This window comes from Pantoea sp. alder81 (genome assembly GCF_020179835.1).
In the GTDB taxonomy this organism is placed as follows: domain Bacteria; phylum Pseudomonadota; class Gammaproteobacteria; order Enterobacterales; family Enterobacteriaceae; genus Pantoea.
Map to the genome: position 1 here is coordinate 385,947 of NZ_JAIUDA010000003.1, position 17,740 is coordinate 403,686.

Annotated in this window: 19 protein-coding genes and 1 tRNA gene; 16 read left to right on the plus strand and 4 right to left on the minus strand. The window is 55.8% G+C overall.

The genetic code is table 11. The annotated features are described in order from the left end of the window. The first annotated feature begins 29 nt into the window (after positions 1-29). Both LBW88_RS11330 and dicD read left to right on the plus strand, forming a co-directional pair. On the plus strand, positions 30-1,730 hold the full coding sequence (locus LBW88_RS11330) for a protein-disulfide reductase DsbD (protein ID WP_224932284.1): 1,701 nt from the start codon (positions 30-32) through the stop codon (positions 1,728-1,730). Positions 1,731-1,796: 66 nt separating this feature from the next. Further along, the gene (dicD, locus tag LBW88_RS11335) at positions 1,797-2,375 is read left to right on the plus strand and encodes a division control transcriptional repressor DicD (RefSeq protein ID WP_224932283.1); all 579 of its coding nucleotides are present in this window, start codon (positions 1,797-1,799) and stop codon (positions 2,373-2,375) included. Positions 2,376-2,392: 17 nt separating this feature from the next. On the opposite strand, the gene LBW88_RS11340 is transcribed toward dicD, so the two are convergent. Further along, entirely contained in the window at positions 2,393-2,533 is a 141-nt protein-coding gene (locus LBW88_RS11340) for a hypothetical protein (RefSeq protein ID WP_224932282.1), read from the minus strand. A gap of 104 nt (positions 2,534-2,637) precedes the next feature. Between LBW88_RS11340 and LBW88_RS11345 the strand changes: the two genes are divergently transcribed. Continuing rightward, a tRNA-Phe gene (locus LBW88_RS11345) sits at positions 2,638-2,713 on the plus strand. A gap of 213 nt (positions 2,714-2,926) precedes the next feature. On the opposite strand, the gene LBW88_RS11350 is transcribed toward LBW88_RS11345, so the two are convergent. Then, positions 2,927-3,226: a helix-turn-helix domain-containing protein gene (locus tag LBW88_RS11350; protein WP_224932548.1), complete on the minus strand. Its 300-nt coding sequence runs from the start codon at positions 3,224-3,226 to the stop codon at positions 2,927-2,929. A gap of 284 nt (positions 3,227-3,510) precedes the next feature. On the opposite strand from LBW88_RS11350, the gene LBW88_RS11355 reads away from it, so the two are divergent. The 3 genes from LBW88_RS11355 (at position 3,511) to LBW88_RS11365 (ending at position 6,840) form a co-directional block, all read left to right on the plus strand. Beyond that, positions 3,511-4,335, plus strand: coding sequence for an SDR family oxidoreductase (locus LBW88_RS11355; RefSeq protein WP_224932281.1), 825 nt, complete (start codon positions 3,511-3,513; stop codon positions 4,333-4,335). A gap of 284 nt (positions 4,336-4,619) precedes the next feature. Beyond that, positions 4,620-6,131, plus strand: coding sequence for a sialate:H+ symport family MFS transporter (locus LBW88_RS11360; protein ID WP_224932280.1), 1,512 nt, complete (start codon positions 4,620-4,622; stop codon positions 6,129-6,131). Between the two features lie 13 nt (positions 6,132-6,144). Then, positions 6,145-6,840: an RraA family protein gene (locus LBW88_RS11365; RefSeq protein ID WP_034826696.1), complete on the plus strand. Its 696-nt coding sequence runs from the start codon at positions 6,145-6,147 to the stop codon at positions 6,838-6,840. 80 nt (positions 6,841-6,920) lie between these two features. Here LBW88_RS11365 and LBW88_RS11370 read toward each other — a convergent pair whose 3' ends face one another. Continuing rightward, positions 6,921-7,841, minus strand: coding sequence for a DMT family transporter (locus LBW88_RS11370; RefSeq protein WP_224932279.1), 921 nt, complete (start codon positions 7,839-7,841; stop codon positions 6,921-6,923). 259 nt (positions 7,842-8,100) lie between these two features. Here LBW88_RS11370 and LBW88_RS11375 point away from each other — a divergent pair, with 259 nt between their 5' ends. From LBW88_RS11375 to LBW88_RS11390, 4 genes are read left to right on the plus strand one after another with little or no spacing between them, the layout of a single operon-like run. Next, positions 8,101-8,940, plus strand: a complete 840-nt coding sequence (locus tag LBW88_RS11375; RefSeq protein WP_224932278.1) for a transporter substrate-binding domain-containing protein — start codon at positions 8,101-8,103, stop codon at positions 8,938-8,940. 11 nt (positions 8,941-8,951) lie between these two features. Then, a complete protein-coding gene (gene pxpB, locus LBW88_RS11380; protein ID WP_414004080.1) occupies positions 8,952-9,653 on the plus strand; it encodes a 5-oxoprolinase subunit PxpB in 702 nt (233 codons plus the stop codon). Continuing rightward, positions 9,650-10,636, plus strand: a complete 987-nt coding sequence (locus LBW88_RS11385) for a biotin-dependent carboxyltransferase family protein (protein WP_224932276.1) — start codon at positions 9,650-9,652, stop codon at positions 10,634-10,636. The genes pxpB and LBW88_RS11385 overlap by 4 nt, the downstream gene beginning before the upstream one ends. Before the next feature lie 20 nt (positions 10,637-10,656). Beyond that, complete coding sequence (locus tag LBW88_RS11390; protein WP_224932275.1) at positions 10,657-11,427, plus strand: 5-oxoprolinase subunit PxpA; 771 nt, start codon at positions 10,657-10,659, stop codon at positions 11,425-11,427. Positions 11,428-11,490: 63 nt separating this feature from the next. On the opposite strand, the gene LBW88_RS11395 is transcribed toward LBW88_RS11390, so the two are convergent. Continuing rightward, the gene (locus LBW88_RS11395; RefSeq protein WP_224932274.1) at positions 11,491-12,693 is read right to left on the minus strand and encodes a pyridoxal phosphate-dependent aminotransferase; all 1,203 of its coding nucleotides are present in this window, start codon (positions 12,691-12,693) and stop codon (positions 11,491-11,493) included. Positions 12,694-13,149: 456 nt separating this feature from the next. Here LBW88_RS11395 and nac point away from each other — a divergent pair, with 456 nt between their 5' ends. The 6 genes from nac to LBW88_RS11425 all read left to right on the plus strand — a co-directional run bounded on the left by nac (position 13,150) and on the right by LBW88_RS11425 (position 17,708). Next, entirely contained in the window at positions 13,150-14,073 is a 924-nt protein-coding gene (gene nac, locus LBW88_RS11400) for a nitrogen assimilation transcriptional regulator NAC (RefSeq protein ID WP_034826712.1), read from the plus strand. Positions 14,074-14,187: 114 nt separating this feature from the next. Then, entirely contained in the window at positions 14,188-14,598 is a 411-nt protein-coding gene (locus tag LBW88_RS11405; RefSeq protein ID WP_224932272.1) for an acetyl-CoA carboxylase biotin carboxyl carrier protein, read from the plus strand. A 131-nt stretch (positions 14,599-14,729) separates the two neighbouring features. Further along, positions 14,730-15,482, plus strand: coding sequence for an SDR family oxidoreductase (locus tag LBW88_RS11410; RefSeq protein WP_224932271.1), 753 nt, complete (start codon positions 14,730-14,732; stop codon positions 15,480-15,482). A gap of 22 nt (positions 15,483-15,504) precedes the next feature. Continuing rightward, a complete protein-coding gene (locus tag LBW88_RS11415) occupies positions 15,505-16,200 on the plus strand; it encodes an amino acid ABC transporter permease (protein WP_224932270.1) in 696 nt (231 codons plus the stop codon). Between the two features lie 5 nt (positions 16,201-16,205). Continuing rightward, entirely contained in the window at positions 16,206-16,961 is a 756-nt protein-coding gene (locus tag LBW88_RS11420) for an amino acid ABC transporter permease (protein ID WP_224932269.1), read from the plus strand. A 9-nt stretch (positions 16,962-16,970) separates the two neighbouring features. Beyond that, complete coding sequence (locus tag LBW88_RS11425) at positions 16,971-17,708, plus strand: amino acid ABC transporter ATP-binding protein (protein WP_320442533.1); 738 nt, start codon at positions 16,971-16,973, stop codon at positions 17,706-17,708. The last annotated feature ends 32 nt before the right edge of the window (positions 17,709-17,740 follow it).

A 17,740-nucleotide genomic window follows, 5' to 3' on the forward strand; every position in this document is an offset into this window, starting at 1 on the left:
CATTCGCCACCGGAGCTGATTACATCCTCATGGCTGCACGACTTTCTCGCCTGATGGGCTTTTGCCTCGCACTGCTGTTTTGCTTTTCAGCACAGGCCAATATCTTCTCACCAAACAATAACAGCCGCTTTGTGCCGGTAGATCAGGCCTTTGGCTTTGATTTCAGTCAGCAGGGCAACCAACTGACGCTGAGCTGGAAGGTGAAAGATGGCTACTACCTGTATCGCCAGCAAATCCATGTGACGCCGCAGAAAGCGCAGATGGCGCCACTGGCTCTGCCGCCAGGACAGCCGCACGAGGATGAGTTCTACGGTAAGAGCGAGATCTACCCGCAGGATTTACAGGTGCCGATCACTCTGCATCAGGCTGAGTCAGGTGCCACGCTTACCGTGACCTATCAGGGCTGTGCCGCCGCCGGATTCTGCTATCCGCCTGAGACCCGTTCGGTGCCGCTCAACCCGGTTGCCGAGAATTACGATGCTCCCGCCGTTAACGCGCAGCCTGCACAGCAGCGCACGCCACTGCCGTTTTCACCGTTGTGGGCGCTGCTGATTGGCATCGGCGTTGCCTTCACGCCATGCGTATTGCCGATGTATCCGCTGATCTCCAGCATCATTCTCGGTGGTCAACGCCGGTACTCTGCTGGTCGCCTGTTCGCGCTGGCGATGGTATATGTGCAAGGCATGGCGCTGACCTACACCGTGCTCGGCATGGTGGTGGCCGCCGCAGGTTTACGTTTCCAGGCGGCGCTGCAACATCCTTACGTGTTGATTGGCCTGTCAGCGCTGTTCATCGTGCTGGCGCTGTCGATGTTTGGCCTGTTCTCGCTGCAACTGCCATCCGGCCTGCAAACGCGCCTGACGCTGTGGAGTAATCGCCAGCAAGGTGGTTCGCTGCCGGGCGTATTTATGATGGGCGCATTGGCGGGATTGATCTGCTCGCCCTGCACTACCGCACCGCTGAGCGCCATCCTGCTGTATATCGCACAGAGCGGCAATCTCTGGGCAGGCGCGGGCACGCTGTGGCTCTATGCCTTCGGGATGGGCCTGCCGCTGATTGCCGTGACGATGTTCGGCAACAAGCTGCTGCCAAAAAGTGGCCCATGGATGCAGAGCGTCAAAGAGGGCTTCGGCTTTGTGATTCTGGCGCTGCCGGTCTTCTTGCTGGAGCGCGTAGTGGGAGATGTCTGGGGATTAAGACTGTGGAGCCTGCTCGGCGTTGCGTTCTTTGCCTGGGCGTTCAGCCTCAGCCTGCGTGCTAATGGCAAATGGCGCATTCTACAAATCATCATGCTCGCTGCTGCGCTGGTGGCCGCTCGTCCGCTACAGGATTGGGCTTTTGGCAACAGCGCCAGCGTGCAGTCAGTGGCACATCTGCCGTTCAAAACCATTGCCAGCAGCGAACAGCTTGATAGCGCATTACAGCAGGCACAGGGCCGCATCACCATGGTCGATCTCTATGCGGATTGGTGTGTTGCGTGCAAAGAGTTCGAGAAGTACACCTTCAGCGATGAAGGCGTGCGTGCCGATTTAAGTCAGGTACAGTTACTGCAAGCCAACGTCACCGCGAATAACGCCCAGGATAACGCCCTGTTGCAGCATTTACAGGTATTAGGCTTGCCGACCATTCTATTCTTTGATGCGCAAGGCAAAGAGATTCCCGACTCACGCGTTACCGGATTCCTGAGTGCGGCTGACTTCCGCGCGCATTTGCACAATCTATCTCGTTAAACGACACTGGTTCCAGGACACTGCCCGTTCGTATGCGAGCGGGCCCGCACTCCAGAGGAGAGTCACTTGCAACGTGAACAGATTCTTGAGCATGCGCTGAATGTGCTTGAGCAGAGCGGCTTGGCCGCCACCACTTCCCTGCAGCAGTTAGCAGGGGAAACCGGATTAGACCCAGAACATCTTGAGCGTTACTGGCCCGACCGCGACGCCCTGTTGTATGACGCCCTGCGTTATCACGGCCAGCAGATTGACAGCTGGCGCCGCCAGATACAGCTCAATGAACATCTCACTGCCCAACAAAAATTGCTGGCGCGTTACGACGTGTTAAGCGAGCACGTGAACAAAGGACGCTTTCCCGGCTGCCTGTTTATCGCCGCCTGCAGCTTCTATCCGCAGCCTGACCAACCCGTGCATCAGTTAGCCGAGCAGCAGAAACGCAGCTCATGGCAGTTCACCCATGAGATTCTGGTGGATTTGGCGCTGGATAACCCGACGATGGTGGCCGATCAGATGGAGCTGATTCTTGAAGGGTGCCTGAGCAAATTACTGGTGAAACGCAACGTGCAGGATGTCGCTACCGCGCGTCGTCTGGCAGAGGATGTACTGGGTATTGCGCTGTGCCGGCAGAACGGGGCACTGGCCTAAACTGTCACGGACGCCCCTTAGGCTCGTGCATCATGCAGGTCATGCAGGTCATGCAGGTCATGCAGGTCATGCAGGTCATGCAGGTCATGCAGGTCATGCAGGTCATGCAGGTCATGCAATCCTGAATACCGCTTTACCACCAGCGGGCTCGTTGACATTTTGCACGCTCTGCCTGAAAAGCAAGCAATCAGTCACGATTGCTACGCTTTTTTGACGAAAGCCGTTGACGGGTGAAAGCCATTAAGGTTTAATGCGCCCCGTTGCCCGGATAGCTCAGTCGGTAGAGCAGGGGATTGAAAATCCCCGTGTCCGTGGTTCGATTCCGCGTCCGGGCACCAACATTCTGAAAACCCAGCTTATGGCTGGGTTTTTGCTTTTCTGCGTTTGTCGTTTCAGTCATTGCTCACTAACACTCCAGACTGACACAAAATGTTATGTCCCATCCTGAGGACTTAATCCATCAAACAGCGCGTTAAGTCCCAAATAGAGGACATTTCGCAGAATATTTGAATCACTTACCTCTCGCCGCTCAGCTCAAATGGCCACATTGCTTAAAGCAGAAAAGTGAGCCCATCGCCCGTTGGTAGTTTAACGTTCAAGCTCAGCTTCCCGCCTAATGCCTCAACATACTTTTTCAGGCTGGAGAGTTTTATCTCATCGCCTCGGGCTTCCATTGCCGCTATGGCTGACGGTGAAACGCCCATTTTCTCAGCTAGCTGTACTTGCGGACGCCCCAGTTCTTCACGTAAGTGACGCAACTGAACACCAATAGTTATTCCCGCAACTTTAACCTCAATTTTCTTCTGTGACTCATGAGATCGCTGTGCAATGAGTTCTTCAAGTTTAGGCATACGGTATTGACCTCCTATTCGTCGGTATAAACCAGAAGTTATATTTGAAACATATCCGTTTTCAATACCAGAACGCTTAAGTGAGTTTGAAATAATGATGAACTGAGATACATCGCGAATAAAACTGCAAACAGCCTGCAAAGTGCAGTTAGTCATAGGTACCGCCCCTATAGCTTAGAACCCATGAGCAGCATTCATAAGCTCATGCCAATTGCCCCTACAGTCATCAGTGGCCTTCCCCGCTATGCTTGCCGCATCAGTCATTCCTCATGGCGGGAGACATAATGAAAGAGATTATGGTGGTTATCGGTGCAGGTGCGATTGGTCAGGCGATTGCGCGTCGAGTGAGTCAGGGTAAAACCGTACTGCTGGCGGATCTGAACCCCGAAAACTGCGCGGCTGCCGCACAAACCTTACGTGATGCAGGCTTTACGGTAGAAACCAGCCAGGTCGATGTCAGTTCGCGCCAATCGATTCAACATCTGGTGCAGCAGGCCACTGCGCTGGGTGCTATCAAAGGTGTGATTCACTCGGCAGGTGTATCGCCCTCCCAAGCCAGCCCTGCCACCATTTTACAGGTCGACCTTTACGGCACGGCTGTGGTGCTGGAAGAGTTCGGTCCGCACATGGCGTCAGGCGGTTGCGGAATCGTGATTGCCTCGCAATCCGGGCATCGGCTGCCTGCGCTTACGGTTGAACAAAACGAAGCGTTAGCCATCACGCCAACAGAGGATTTGCTCAACCTGCCATTTTTGCAAAACACCGCTTTCACCGATCCTCTGTTGGCCTATCAATATGCCAAGCGCGGCAATGCACTGCGTGTAATGGCAGAAGCGCCGAAGTGGGGCCAGCGTGGTGCCCGCGTGAACAGCATCAGCCCCGGCATCATCTTTACACCCTTAGCGAATGATGAGCTGAATGGCCCACGCGGCGTGGGCTATCGCAATATGCTGGCAAAATCACCCGTCGGTCGCGGCGGCACCGCCGACGAAGTTGCAGCGCTGGCGGCCCTCATAATGGGACCAGAAGGCGGCTATATCAGCGGCAGTGATTTTCTGATGGATGGCGGCGTGACGGCATCTTATTGGCACGGTGATTTGAAACCCTAATTGATTTTTCCGCCGGAGTTAAAAATCGGCGGAAATTTAAAAGCAACTCCCCAGTCCATATTATTAATATATGCCACCATAACAAAACCCAATAAAATTAATTATCAGCAAGTTAAAAGTCAGCCAGATAATATTTCGTGATCCTCACTTCGTTAGCCGTAACACAAACTCCGTAACACGATAAATTCCCGTATTCTTGCTCAAACAGAACAATAACCTCTAATCACAGACTGTAATTTACGGTCTGGATTCCCCTACTCTGTTAATTACACCCGGAGTTTGTCATGGCTGAAGAGACAATGGCTTTGCCCTGGTATAAGCGGCTTAATCGCCAGCAATGGAAAGCCTTTTGGGCGGCCTGGATGGGCTATATGCTGGACGGATTTGACTTCGTCATTATCACATTAGTGCTTACCGAAATAATGGCGGAATTTCAGGTCAGCACCGCAGAGGCTGCTGCATTAATTTCGGCAGCCTTTATCCTGCGTTGGTTCGGCGGTTTAGCGCTCGGTGCCATGGGCGATAAATACGGGCGTAAAAGTGCCATGATCACCAGTATTATATTATTTGCTGGTGGCACCTTTGCCTGCGGTATTGCACCGAATTACACATGGATGTTTGTTGCACGTATTTTAGTCGGTATTGGCATGGCGGGAGAATATGGCACTAGTTCGGCTTATGCCATCGAAACCTGGCCAAAAGATATGCGCAATAAAGCCAGTGCATTCCTTAACTCGGGATTTTCGGCAGGCGCGATCTTGTCGGTGTTAGCCTACAGCTGGATCGTGCCGCTGTGGGGCTGGCGTGCTCTCTTTTATCTCGGCATCATCCCGGTGTTTTTTGCTTTGTGGCTACGCCGCGCCATCCCGGAAGCTGAAGAGTGGGCAGCGGCAAAAGCCAGGGCGACCACACCCACCATCACCATGGTAGATACCCTTTTTCGTGGCCCCAACCGTAAAAGCAACATACTCAATATCTTGCTGGGATTGCTCGCGGCGGCGGCACTTTACCTCTGTTTCGATCATCAAAGCTCAGGACTTGTCATCGCAGCATTAGCGTTGATCACCGCCGGCATATTTATCCGTTTTCTGGTGCAAAGCGGGGGGGATCGCTGGCCAACCAGCTTGATGCTCACCGTCACCATCGTCTGCGTATTTTTGTATGGCTGGCCGATTCACGCTCTTTTACCAACCTATTTGAAAACCGACCTGCATTACTCACCGGAAGTGGTGGCACTGGTGTTTTCCTTCAGCCGCTTCGGTATGGGCCTCGGGTGCTGCGTGGCGGGGATTGCGGCCGATCGCATCGGCACGCGTAAAACCTATGTACTCAGCCTGCTGGTCGCCCAGGTGCTGATCATCCCAGTATTTATGCTCAACGGCTCAAACATCTGGCTGCTATGCCTGCTGATCTTCCTGCAGCAGCTGTTTAGCCAGGGTGTGGGTGGCCTGCTGGCGAAAATGATCAGCGGCTATTTTGATACCGAGCAGCGTGCCGCCAATCTCAGCTTTATCTACAACATCGGTTCACTGGGAGGCGCATTGGCGCCGGTTCTTGGTGCACTGATTGCCCAACACGCATCGCTTGGCGGTGCACTGGGCGGGCTCTCCTTTGGTCTGACATTCGTGGTGATGTTGCTGATTGGGTTTGATATGCCTTCACGCGTTCAGCGTTGGTTGAAACCACATGCCATACGTCATTACGACACCGTTGATGGCACGCCACTTTCCGGTGCATTTACCCGTGAAGAACGCGCCAATCCTTCTCTTACCCCTATAAATCCCAGCAAATCCTGACAGGAGAAATAAAATGACCGCAGGAAATCGTATTTATCTACGCCGCCCCTCCGATGCCGAGCCGTTACTGGAAGCGTTCCGACGTTTACCCGCAGCGGTAGTGGCCGACTGCATGAGTCGCTTGCCGGCGCTATCGGCAGAGATCAGCCTGAAAACGGCGCCCAAAGCCCCCATCATGTGTGGCCTGGCGGTGACGGTGAAAGCGCGCTCTGGTGATAACCTGATGCTGCACAAAGCATTGGATATGGCTGGCCCCAACGATGTGATCATCTTGTCGAATGAGGGCGATCGTAGCCAATCGTTGATGGGCGAAGTGATGGCTACTTATGCCAGACAGCGCGGTATGGAAGGCATCGTGCTGGATGGTCCGGTGCGTGATATTGAGGGCTTATCACGCATGGATTTCCCTATTTATGCCGCCGGGCACACGCCAGGCGGCCCTTTTAAAGATGGTCCAGGCGAAATCAACGTGCCGATTGCCTGCGGTAAAATCCACGTTTCACCGGGTGATATCGTATTGGGCGATGCCGATGGCGTGATTGTGATACCACGCCAGGATGCCGCGCGAATTCTTGAAGCGGCGCAAGCTTACTTAATCGTTGATGAGCATAACTTCGAGCTGGCGAAAACCGGTTCACTGGAACGCGGTTGGCTGGCAGAAGCGCTGCAAAACAAGCAGGTAGAAATTATCGATGATGTTTATCGGTAAGTGCATAAGCACGGTGTTATCCAGGTCGCCATCTATGGCGACCTGGTTTTGGCACACCGCGCAGCGGATAGCATACCGCATCACGGTGTACTGCTCACCATCGCCAACTTACGCTGCCGGTTTTCCCGCCACACTGCAAAGATCCCGGCGAGCGCCACAATCGACGCGCCAAATATCGTGGTCGAACCCGGCAGGCTGTTAAGGAACAGATAGCCAATCAGCATCGACCACACCAGCGTGGTGTAATCAAACGGTGCCAGCAACGAGGCATCGGCATAGCGCAGGCTGAGTGTCACCAGAATCTGTGCCAGGCCGCCAAACAAACCGCAGCCCACCAGCAGCAGCAACTGCAAGCCGGTGGGTTTTACCCAACCGAAAAATGCCGTTGCCAGACCGATCAACGTTGTCATCACCGAGAAATAGAACACGATCGCGCCGGGTTTTTCGATGCCATTCAGAAAACGGATCTGCACATTCGAGGTTGCCGTACAGAGTGCGGCGATCAATGCAAAGGCAACACCAAGGCTGGCCGTGGCACTGCTGGCACTGCCTGCCAGAACACCCCCACTGGCCGCAAGGCTGGAGGAGAGCATAATCAGGATGCCCGACAATCCCACCACGACGGCGACCCAGCGCGAGACGCGAACGCGTTCTTTGAGCAGCATCGCTGCCATCATCACAGTAAACAACGGTGCGGCATAACTCAGTGCCGTGGCATCAGCCAGCGAGATATACACCAGCGCCAGATAGTTAAAATACATGCCGCCAGTGCCGGAGAAACCGCGAATGAAATGGCCAAACAGATTACGCGTCTTGAGATTCTCCAGTACGTTACCCTGCACTTTCAGCCAGATTAACAGGGGAAATAGCGCAATAAAGCTGCGGAAAAAAATCACTTCACCGGTGGGGACGGCACCGTTCAGACCTTTGACGCAGGCCAGCATCAGCGTGGCGCACAGTGCAGCGAAGATCTTCAATAACACGCCTAATCGGGGATTCATGCTCTCACTCTTCTCTCTCTACCACGCGCAATCGGCAGGATTGCCGAGAGGACAACGCGCTTCACACTAGGGAGAAAAATGTGCGCTGGATAACACTTTTTCGCTCTGCCTGAATAGAAATAACTTATCGACAGAGGTCATATCATTTCCCTATTGCATAACACGCTTTCCCTCTTTTTCGCCGCAAAACAAAGCCGATATAGTCCAGAAAAGCGAGATTTTGCGCTCCGAGGCAGTATCCACCATTGAGGGAATGCACATGACCATGAAAAGACTTACCACCATTGGGTTGGCACTGCTGCCGTTGCTGGCTGTTTCGGCGGCGCAGGCAGACATGATGGCGAATATCAAATCCAGCGGTGAGCTTAAGTGCGCAGTCTATTCTGACGTGCCGCCCTTCTCTTCACCGGATCCCAAGACGCGTCAGCTGGTGGGCATGGATATTGATCTGTGCACCGCACTGGCGAAACAGATGAACGTCAAACTCACGCTGGTTCCCACCTCTGTTGAAGCCCGTATTGCAGTGATCGCCACTGGCCGCGCCGATGTGTTGATCGCTAACCTCGCCTACACCAAAACGCGCGGTAACCAGATCCAGTTCAGCGATCCCTACTACGTGGCTAAAGAGATGCTGGTGGTGAAGGCGCCTCTGGCGGATAAGTCGCTGGACTTCTTCAAAGGCAAACGCATCAGCGCCACCAAGGGCACCACGTCTGAGCAGTCGATCCACATCAAAGGCGGCAAAGCGGTGACCTTCCAGGATACGGCATCCGCTTTCCTGGCACTGGAGCAGAACAAATCTGTGGGCTTCGTGACCAACACCATGACCGGTATCAAAACCATCGCCCAGGCGAAAAAAGACGGTATTGAGCTGGCGATGGTGAAAGAGCCGATGGCGCTGGAACCGATTGGTATTGGCATGAAGAAAGATGAGCCGGCACTGCTGGCCAGCGTCAACAGTGGTCTGAAAGCGATGGACGATGAAGGCACCATCGACAAAATCTGGGATACCTGGATTGGGCCGAAAACTGAATACAAAATGGTGCGTGAAGAGCGCGTACAACCGCTCTCCAGCCTGAAATTTGAACCACTGGAATAATCATGCCCGTGATGTCGCACTCTGATATCCAGCCCGCCAGCGCACCCGCGCTGGCTTGTTCCTCTGCGATCGCCCTTTCCACCATTGGCGCCCGTGCGTGGCTGGTGGAAGCACCGGGTGGATTTGATCTTTCCGCCCAGCGCCGCATCTGGTCATTAGCGCGTTTGCTGCAGGCGGATGAGGCGGTTGAAGCCCTGATCCCCGGCGTCACTAATCTGCTGGTGCTGTTCCGACACATTCCCGAGGACGAAGCCGCCGTTCGAGCTTCGCTGCATGCCGCCTGGGATCAGGCGCAGGCGATTAGCCCACAGGGCAAACTGATTGAAATTCCGGTGTATTACGGCGGCGAGCACGCCACCGATCTGGATGCCGTTTGTTGTCACACCGGATTCAGCGCACGCGAAGTGGTGCGCCGTCACCATCAAAGCGAATACACCGTGTTTGCCCTCGGCAGCGCACCGGGCTTTGGTTACCTGCATGGGCTCGATCCGCAGTTAGCCACGCCACGCAAGAAAGTCCCCTCGCTCAGTATGCTCAAAGGCACGGTCACCATTGGTGGGGCACAGGCCGGTGTTTCAGCGCTGACCGGCCCCAACGGCTGGAACGCCATCGGTTTTGCCGAGCTGGAAGTATTTGATCCAATGGCAGAATCACCTGCGTTAATGGCACCCGGCGACCGCATCCGTTTTCTGCCGCAGAGGATTGAACTGTGATCGAAATTGAACAGAGCGGCGCCCTGAACACGGTTCAGGATCTGGGGCGTTTCCACTTCCGCCATATGGGCGTCTCGGTGAGTGGTGTGATGGATCCGCTGGCACTGCGCGCTGGTAATCTGCTGCTGGGCAACGAGGAGAATGCCGCCGCCATTGAAGTTCAGCTGTTCCCGTTCCGTGTGCGTTTTTTGCAGGACAGCAGCATCGCCGTGACGGGTGCTGACTGCCGCGCCACCTTAGACGGTACACCGTTGCCGCCCTGGTGGGGCTGCGGCGTGCGTGCCGGGCAGGTGCTGGAATTGCGGTATCCACGCAGCGGTGCTCGTGGTTACGTGTGCATCGCCGGCGGTGTTGATGTGCCCATGGTGCTGGGTTCGCGCAGCACGGCACTGCGTGGTGGCTTTGGAGGCCTTGAAGGCCGTCCGCTGCAGCGTGGCGACCGCCTGGCACTGGGTGAAACGCATGCTTCACCGCTGCCCACCTGCGGTATTGGCATTGAGCCGCCCGACAGTGCCCTGCGCGCCCATTTTCCGCGCAACAGCGCAGGGGAAATTCAGCTGCGCGCCATTCCATCCGGCGAGTATCCCTTGTTTGCTGCCGATGCAGGTCGCTTCTGGCAACAGTCATGGCAGGTCTCCAATCAAAGCAACCGCACCGGATATCGACTGGCGGGCGATCCGATTTTCCCGTCACAAACCATTGAGATGCGCTCCTACGGGCTGATCCCCGGCATTGTGCAGGTGCCGCCTGGCGGCGAGCCAATCATTCAGCTCAGCGATGCCAACACCGCGGGCGGTTATCCCAAGATCGCCGGCGTGATCGAGCAGGATCTGTGGCGTTTAGGGCAAGTATTACCCGGCCAATCGATCCAGCTGATCCAGAGTGATACGCGTGAGGCCATCGCCATCGAGCAACAGGTCGCAGGCTGGCTAAGCCGTTTACGTGTGAGCTGCCCACCGCTGCGTAAAGCGTTAACCGCATAATTTTCCTAAGGAAACCAATTATGAAGATTGATCTGAACTCCGATATGGGCGAAGGCTTCGGCGTTTATCAACTGTGCGATGACGCCGCGCTGATGAAAGTGGTCTCCTCAGCCAATATCGCCTGCGGATTCCACGCCGGCGATCCGGCGATCATGACCCGAATGGTGCGGCTGGCGAAAGAGAATGGTGTCGGCATTGGTGCGCATCCAGGCTTGCCCGATCGACAGGGCTTTGGTCGTCGCGAGCTGCCGTTCAGTGCCGAAGAGATATGCCAGCAGGTCGCTTATCAACTCGGCGCGCTGACAGCGATTGCTCAGGCAGAAGGCACGAAGGTGTCGCACTTTAGCTTCCACGCTGCGATGGGCAACATCGTCAATCGCGACGAGGTATTAGCGCAGCAGGTCATGACGCTCGTCGCCCGTATCAATGCGGATCTGATCGTGTTCGCACAACCCGATACCATCATTGAGCGAGCAGCACAGGCAGCGGGCCTGAAAACCCTGACGCTGTTCCTCGCCGACCGCGCCTACGATGCGCAGGGCCGTTTAGTCCCGCGCGGCATTGCTGGTTCAGTCATCAAAGAAGAAGCGGCGCTGCGTGCCCGCGTGCGTCAGTTCCTGCAGCATGGCACCGTCACCACCTTCGAAGGGGAAGTGATTGCCGTGCGTGCCCGGTCAATCCTGGTGCACAGCGACACGCCGGGATCACTGGCTCTCGCCACCATTGTACGCAGTGAAATTGAAGCCAGCGGCCATCAGGTAGCGCCGGCGGCCGAGGTGCTTGCTCAGTAACCTCTTTAAATCACCCAAATAAAAATGGCTGCCCATCGGCAGCCATTTTTTTGCGCCTTCCGTTTAACGACAACCAGCGCAGAATGCCGCGATACGATCGCAGCCCGTCTGCAAACGCTCCATGCTGGTGGCGTAGGACAAGCGGAAGTACGGGCTCATGCCATACGCAGCACCCTGCACCGTCACCACGTGCTGCTCTTCAATCAGCGCCAGCACAAAATCGGCATCGTTGCTGATGAAACGGCCACCGGCGCTGGTCTTGCCGATCAACCCTTCAATGTTCACAAACAGATAGAACGCGCCCTCTGGCTTATGGCAGCGCAGGCCATCAATCGAGGTCAGACGCTCCAGCACGTAATCACGGCGTTCACGGTAAATGCGTGCTCGCTCTTGCAATAGATCCTGCGGGCCTTCCAGCACCGCCACCGCTGCCGCCTGCGTCAAGGTACAGACGCCGCCGCTGTTCTGCGTGTTCACATTGCTCATGGCTTTAATTAATGGCACAGGGCCACCGCAAAAGCCCAGACGCCAGCCTGTCATTGAATAGGCTTTCGACACACCGTTCACCGTCAGCACACGGTCATACAGGCGCGGTTCAACCTGCGCGAGGGTATAAAAACGCACGTCGTCATAGATCAGATGTTCATAGATATCATCCGTCATGATCCACACCTGCGGATGGCGCAATAGCACGTCACCCAGCGCCTGCAGCTCGGCTTTGCTGGCCACCGAACCGGTTGGGTTGCTCGGATAGTTCAGCAGCAGCCATTTGGTCTTGTCAGTGATCGCCGCATCCAGATCCGCTGGCAGCGGTTTGAAGCCATTCTCCTGCGCACACGGCAGCGGCACCGGAACGCCACCGGCAAATTTCACGATATCGGCATAGCTAATCCACGATGGCGTTGGGATCACCACTTCATCGCCCGGATTGATGGTCGCCATGATGGCGTTAAAGATGATCTGCTTCGCACCACCGGCCGTCAGAATCTGGCTGACGTCATACTCCAGCTGGTTATCCCGTTTGAATTTCAGCTGGATAGCTTTGCGCAGTGCAGGCGTACCGTCGGTAGGTGGGTAGCGCGTGTCGCCCGCGCGTGCAGCGGCATACGCGGCGTCAATCGCATGTTCCGGTGTAGGGAAGTCAGGTTCGCCGGTAGAAAGTGCCACCACATCAACGCCCTGCGCAGCGAGGTCGCGCGCTTTTTGGGTCATGGCAACGGAGGCGGAAACGGTCACATTCTTTAAACGATCGGCTATCTCGGGCATGGTCAATCCTGGGTTCGGGGGATGTCAGTTTTCCCTGAGCATAGGATTAGGGCCGAAGCCACGGATAATAGTGCTTTGTTGTGGTGATATAACACAAAGCGATGACTGGACCGACTGCACACTTCTGCCATAAAGGCGGCAGATTGACTCAGAATTGCGTGACAGGTCACGCCCGCGCGCCTGACTGAATGTTAATAAAGTGTTACTTTCTTTCCCGAGTTATATCCCGAACCCACGATTTTCCTTGCCCGTCATTGGCAATGCTGATGGGTCAACTGCACTCATTCGGTGCAGCGCTGCAATTTTCAACACCCGCCATGCCGGCGGCTCACTAGCTCAGCACCAGCCTCAGGAGGCCCGGTGGCCGTACCCTCCTGTCTGAGTTCAATAACGAAAGCTTATCCTGGCATCAACTTTGCTTGATGAGGATATGCGTTCTGTTTGAGGGAAGTGTCCATGAATCTTCGTCGCCTGAAGTACTTTGTTAAAATTGTTGACGTCGGAAGCCTGACGCAAGCTGCCGATATCCTGCATATTGCCCAACCCGCGTTGAGCCAACAGCTGGCTACGCTGGAAGGTGAAGTGAATCAACAGCTGTTGATTCGCACCAAACGCGGTGTCACACCTACCGAAGCCGGGAAAACACTCTATTCCCATGCACAGTCCATTTTGCGCCAGTGCGAACAGGCGCAAAGTGCGATTGATCTGGTCGGCGCTGCGCTGAGTGGCAGCGTTTCCGTCGGGCTGGCACCGGGCACAGCGGCGCAAAACCTGGCGCTCCCGCTGATGATGGAAGTGCAGCAGCAGCATCCTGGCATTGTGCTCTATTTTAACGAGAACTTTGGCACCACCCTGAGCGAGCTGATCATGAACGGACGTATGGATATGGCGGTGATTTACGATCATCGCACCATCCATGGCCTGCGCTTCATGCCACTGATGAAAGAAGATCTGTGCTTCGTTTGCCCGTTCAGCCTGGCCAAACCGGTCAAAGAAATCCCGCTGTCACAGGTCGCGCAATATGATCTGTTCCTGCCACGCATCTACAACATCATGCGCAAAGTGCTGGATGACGCCTTCGTGCAGAACAATCTGCAGTACCGCGTGAAGTGCGAGATCGAATCACAAACCACTCTGAACGCGGCATTGAGTGCCGGTCTGGGCACCACCATCATGCCGGAATCCGCTGCACGCGCGATGCTGAAAAACGGGGATACCTGGATGGCGAAGATCATCGAGCCAGATGTGCAGGCCTCGCTGTCATTCTGCATGTCGGATCATCTGCCACTTTCCCAGCCTGCCGAAGCGGTGAAATCCATTTTGCTGTCGCTGATGTCGCGCCGCAACGTGGAGAACCACCCACTGACTCTGGTGGGATAAGACCCGCTTATCACCGCAAAGCGAAACCCTCTTACTGCCCGTCTAACGAACGCGCTAGATTAATCTGGTCTGTTGCCCGCTCCGGCGGGCGTGCTTCGCTTTGACGGGAATCCCATGGAAAAAACCGCGATACCGCTGCCGACGCTGCGCGCGTTGGCGCGCAAGATGCAACGTTCTGGCCTCAATAGCCTGGCGTTAGAGGGCAAACAGTGGTCGGTTCGTCTGACGTTTGCGCCTGCGCCCGCTTTACCCGTCATGCCGACGGAGGAAACCCCGCCCATCACACAGGTTATCGGCGCGCCGCTGCCCGGTACGCTGCTGCGCCGTCATCCGCACAGCCAACAGGATTTTGTTCAGCCCGGCCAGCAGGTCGCACCTCGGGATCTGCTGGCGCTGGTGCAGGTCGGCCCGCTGTATGTACCGGTGCTTAGTCCCATCAAAGGTCGCGTACAGCAACTGCGTGTTAAGGCATACTCAGCGGTTGAATACGACGAAGAACTCCTGACTATTCAGATGGATAATTAATTAGCAATCCGGTTATAAGGGGCTCTTATCGCCTCACAGTTTTTATGTCTTATGCCCTTGCGGCATAACTGCATAAAGTCAAATAAGACCCATTACGCCGGGTACACACCTGGCGAGACGAGGAAACACAAATGCCATTTTCAGATTATAAAACCGCGCTGGTGACCGGCGCATCGGCTGGCATGGGCGAAGCGATTGTTGAGCGCCTGTGCAAAGAAGGGATCACCGTGCACGCGGTGGCGCGTCGCAAAGAGCAGTTGGCCGCGCTGGCTGACCGCACGGGCTGCATCCCGCATGCGGTCGATGTCAGTGACGTGAATGCACTGACTGCGCTGTGCAAAGACCTGGAGATCGACATTCTGGTCAACAACGCGGGTGTCTCACATCCCGGTTCCATCCTCGAAGCTGACGAAAACGTGGTGGAGACGCAAGTGGATGTCAATCTGCGTGCCGTGCTGCACCTGTGCCGTTTGCTGGTGCCGGGCATGATGGCGCGTGATCGTGGCCACGTGTTCAACATCACCTCGATCGCCGCCATCTACAACTTCAACGGCAACTCGGTATATCACGCCACCAAAGCCGGGGTGCACGCCCTGTCGCGCCAGCTGCGCGTGGACTGCTATGGCAAACGAGTGCGCGTCACCGAAATCTGCCCAGGCCGCGTTGCCACTGATATTTTCGGCAACGTTTCAGGCGATCACGATGATGCGCGTCGCCGCTTTATCGATGGCTTCGAACTGCCGCAGGCTAAAGATATTGCCGACTGCGTAGCCTTTGCGTTATCGGCTCCGGTCGCCGTCAACATTGGCAACATCGAAATTACCCCGACGCTGCAGGTGCCGGGCGGTCTTTCCACTATGCGACCGGGCGACCGCACCGCGTAATACCGTACGATGAGGTAACTGTATGGCACTTGATTTCAGCAGTGTGATAACCGGCCATTACGGCCAGATGATCGTTGACGGAACGGTGGTCACCCTTGAACTGGCGTTGGGTGCCTGGCTGCTGGCGATGGTTCTCGCCCTGCTACTGGTGGTGGTCCGCCTGACGGAGAATCGTATTGCCGTGGGGCTGGTCAAGGCGTATGTCTCCTATCACCGCAATGTGCCAACGCTGATTCAGTTGATGATGTGGTATTTCGCCATCCCCACCCTGCTGCCGGAATCGCTGCAGATGGCGATTGTCGATTACAACGCCGAGTTTTTATTCTCTCTTATCGCCCTCGGATTGTGTCAGGCCGCCTATTTCTCCGAAGATATCCGCAGCGGTCTGCGCGCGATTCCCGATGGGCAAAACGAAGCCGCGCGAGCGCTCGGTATGAGCTATGTGCGCGCCATGCGTTCAGTGATTCTGCCGCAGGGCGTGCGCAATGCGCTGCCTTCTGTGGTTAATCACACTGTGCTGCTGTTTAAAAACACCAGCCTGGCGATGGTCATCGGCGTCGCAGACCTCACCTATGTGACGCGTGATATTGAAAACCAGACCTTCCGCACCTTCGAATCCTACTTAGTGGCCACCGTGGGTTACCTGTTCTTCTCCCTGCTGCTGATGGGCTTGGGCGCGCTGCTGGCCCGCCGCTTCCAGCGCGTTTACGCGAGGTAATGGCGATGTTTGAGATCTTCACCATTTTGCATGACAACGGCATGCTGCTGTTAATGGGCCAATACCCCAACGGGCCGCTGGGCGGCGTACTCTGTACGTTAGTGATTTCCGTATTAGCGGTCGTGCTGGCCTTCCCCATCGGGGTGATGCTGGGTCTGGCGCGTCTGTCACCGTGGCGCTGGCTGAGCTGGCCCGCCACCTGCTGGGTCTATCTGCTGCGCGGCATCCCGCTGATGATGGTGGTGTTCTGGACTTATTTCTGCGTACCGTTACTGATTGGCCACAACATCAGCGGCTTCGCCACCATGCTGTGTACGCTGGTGATTTACGAGAGCGCCTACATCGCCGAGATCGTGCGTGGCGGCATTCAGGCACTGCCTCACGGCCAGTATGAAGCGTCACGTGCGCTGGGCATGAGCCATCTGAAAACCCTACGTTTAGTGATTCTGCCGCAGGCGCTGTTCAACACTTTACCGAGCCTGGTGAGTCAGCTGGTCTCGATCATCAAAGACTCCACGCTCGGCTACGTGATTAACGTGCCGGAGCTGACCTTTGCCGCCAATCAGGTGAGCAACCAGCTGTTGACCAAACCGTTTCAGGTGTTCGCCATTGTGGCGATGAGCTACTACATCATCTGCTTCAGCCTCACCTGGCTCGCTAACAAACTTGAAGCGCATATTGCGCAGAAACGTCGCCAACCGCCGCAGGCCAATCCCAGCGTTGCGCCCGCGGTGATGCTGACTAAAACCTCTTCGCAATAAGGAACCCCTATGAGCCCGATGATCATGTTTAACCAGGTCAACAAATGGTACGGCGCTTATCAGGCGCTGACTGACCTGAGCGCCGAAATCAATACCGGTGAAGTGGTGGTGGTGTGCGGTCCTTCCGGGTCGGGAAAATCCACGCTGATCCGCACCGTTAACCGTCTGGAACCCATTGATAACGGCCAGATCGTGTTTGATGGTACCGATATTCACGGCAGCAGCACGCGCCTCAATCAACTGCGCACCCGCATTGGATTTGTGTTCCAGAGCTTCAACCTGTTCCCGCACGTGTCTGTCGCCGAAAACATCATGATGTCGCCGATGAAAGTGCTAGGCATGAAACGATCCGAGGCGCGTCACCAGGCGGGCGAACTGCTGGAGCGCGTAGGCTTGTCGCATAAAGCGGATGCCTATCCGGCGCAGTTGTCGGGCGGCCAGCAACAGCGTGTGGCGATAGCTCGCGCGCTGGCGATGAAACCGCCGGTGATGTTGTTTGATGAACCGACGTCCGCGCTCGATCCCGAAATGGTCGGCGAGGTGCTGTCGGTGATGCGCAGTCTGGCGCAGGAAGGCATGACCATGATGTGCGTGACGCACGAGATGAATTTTGCCCGCGAAGTGGCGGACACTATCTGGTTTATGGATCAGGGACAGATTCTGGAGAAATCGACGCCAGAGAAGTTCTTCACCCAACCGCAGCACCCACGTGCGCAACGCTTCCTGAGCGATTTACGGTCGCATTGATGCATCCCGGTCGGCAGTGCTGCCGACCGGGA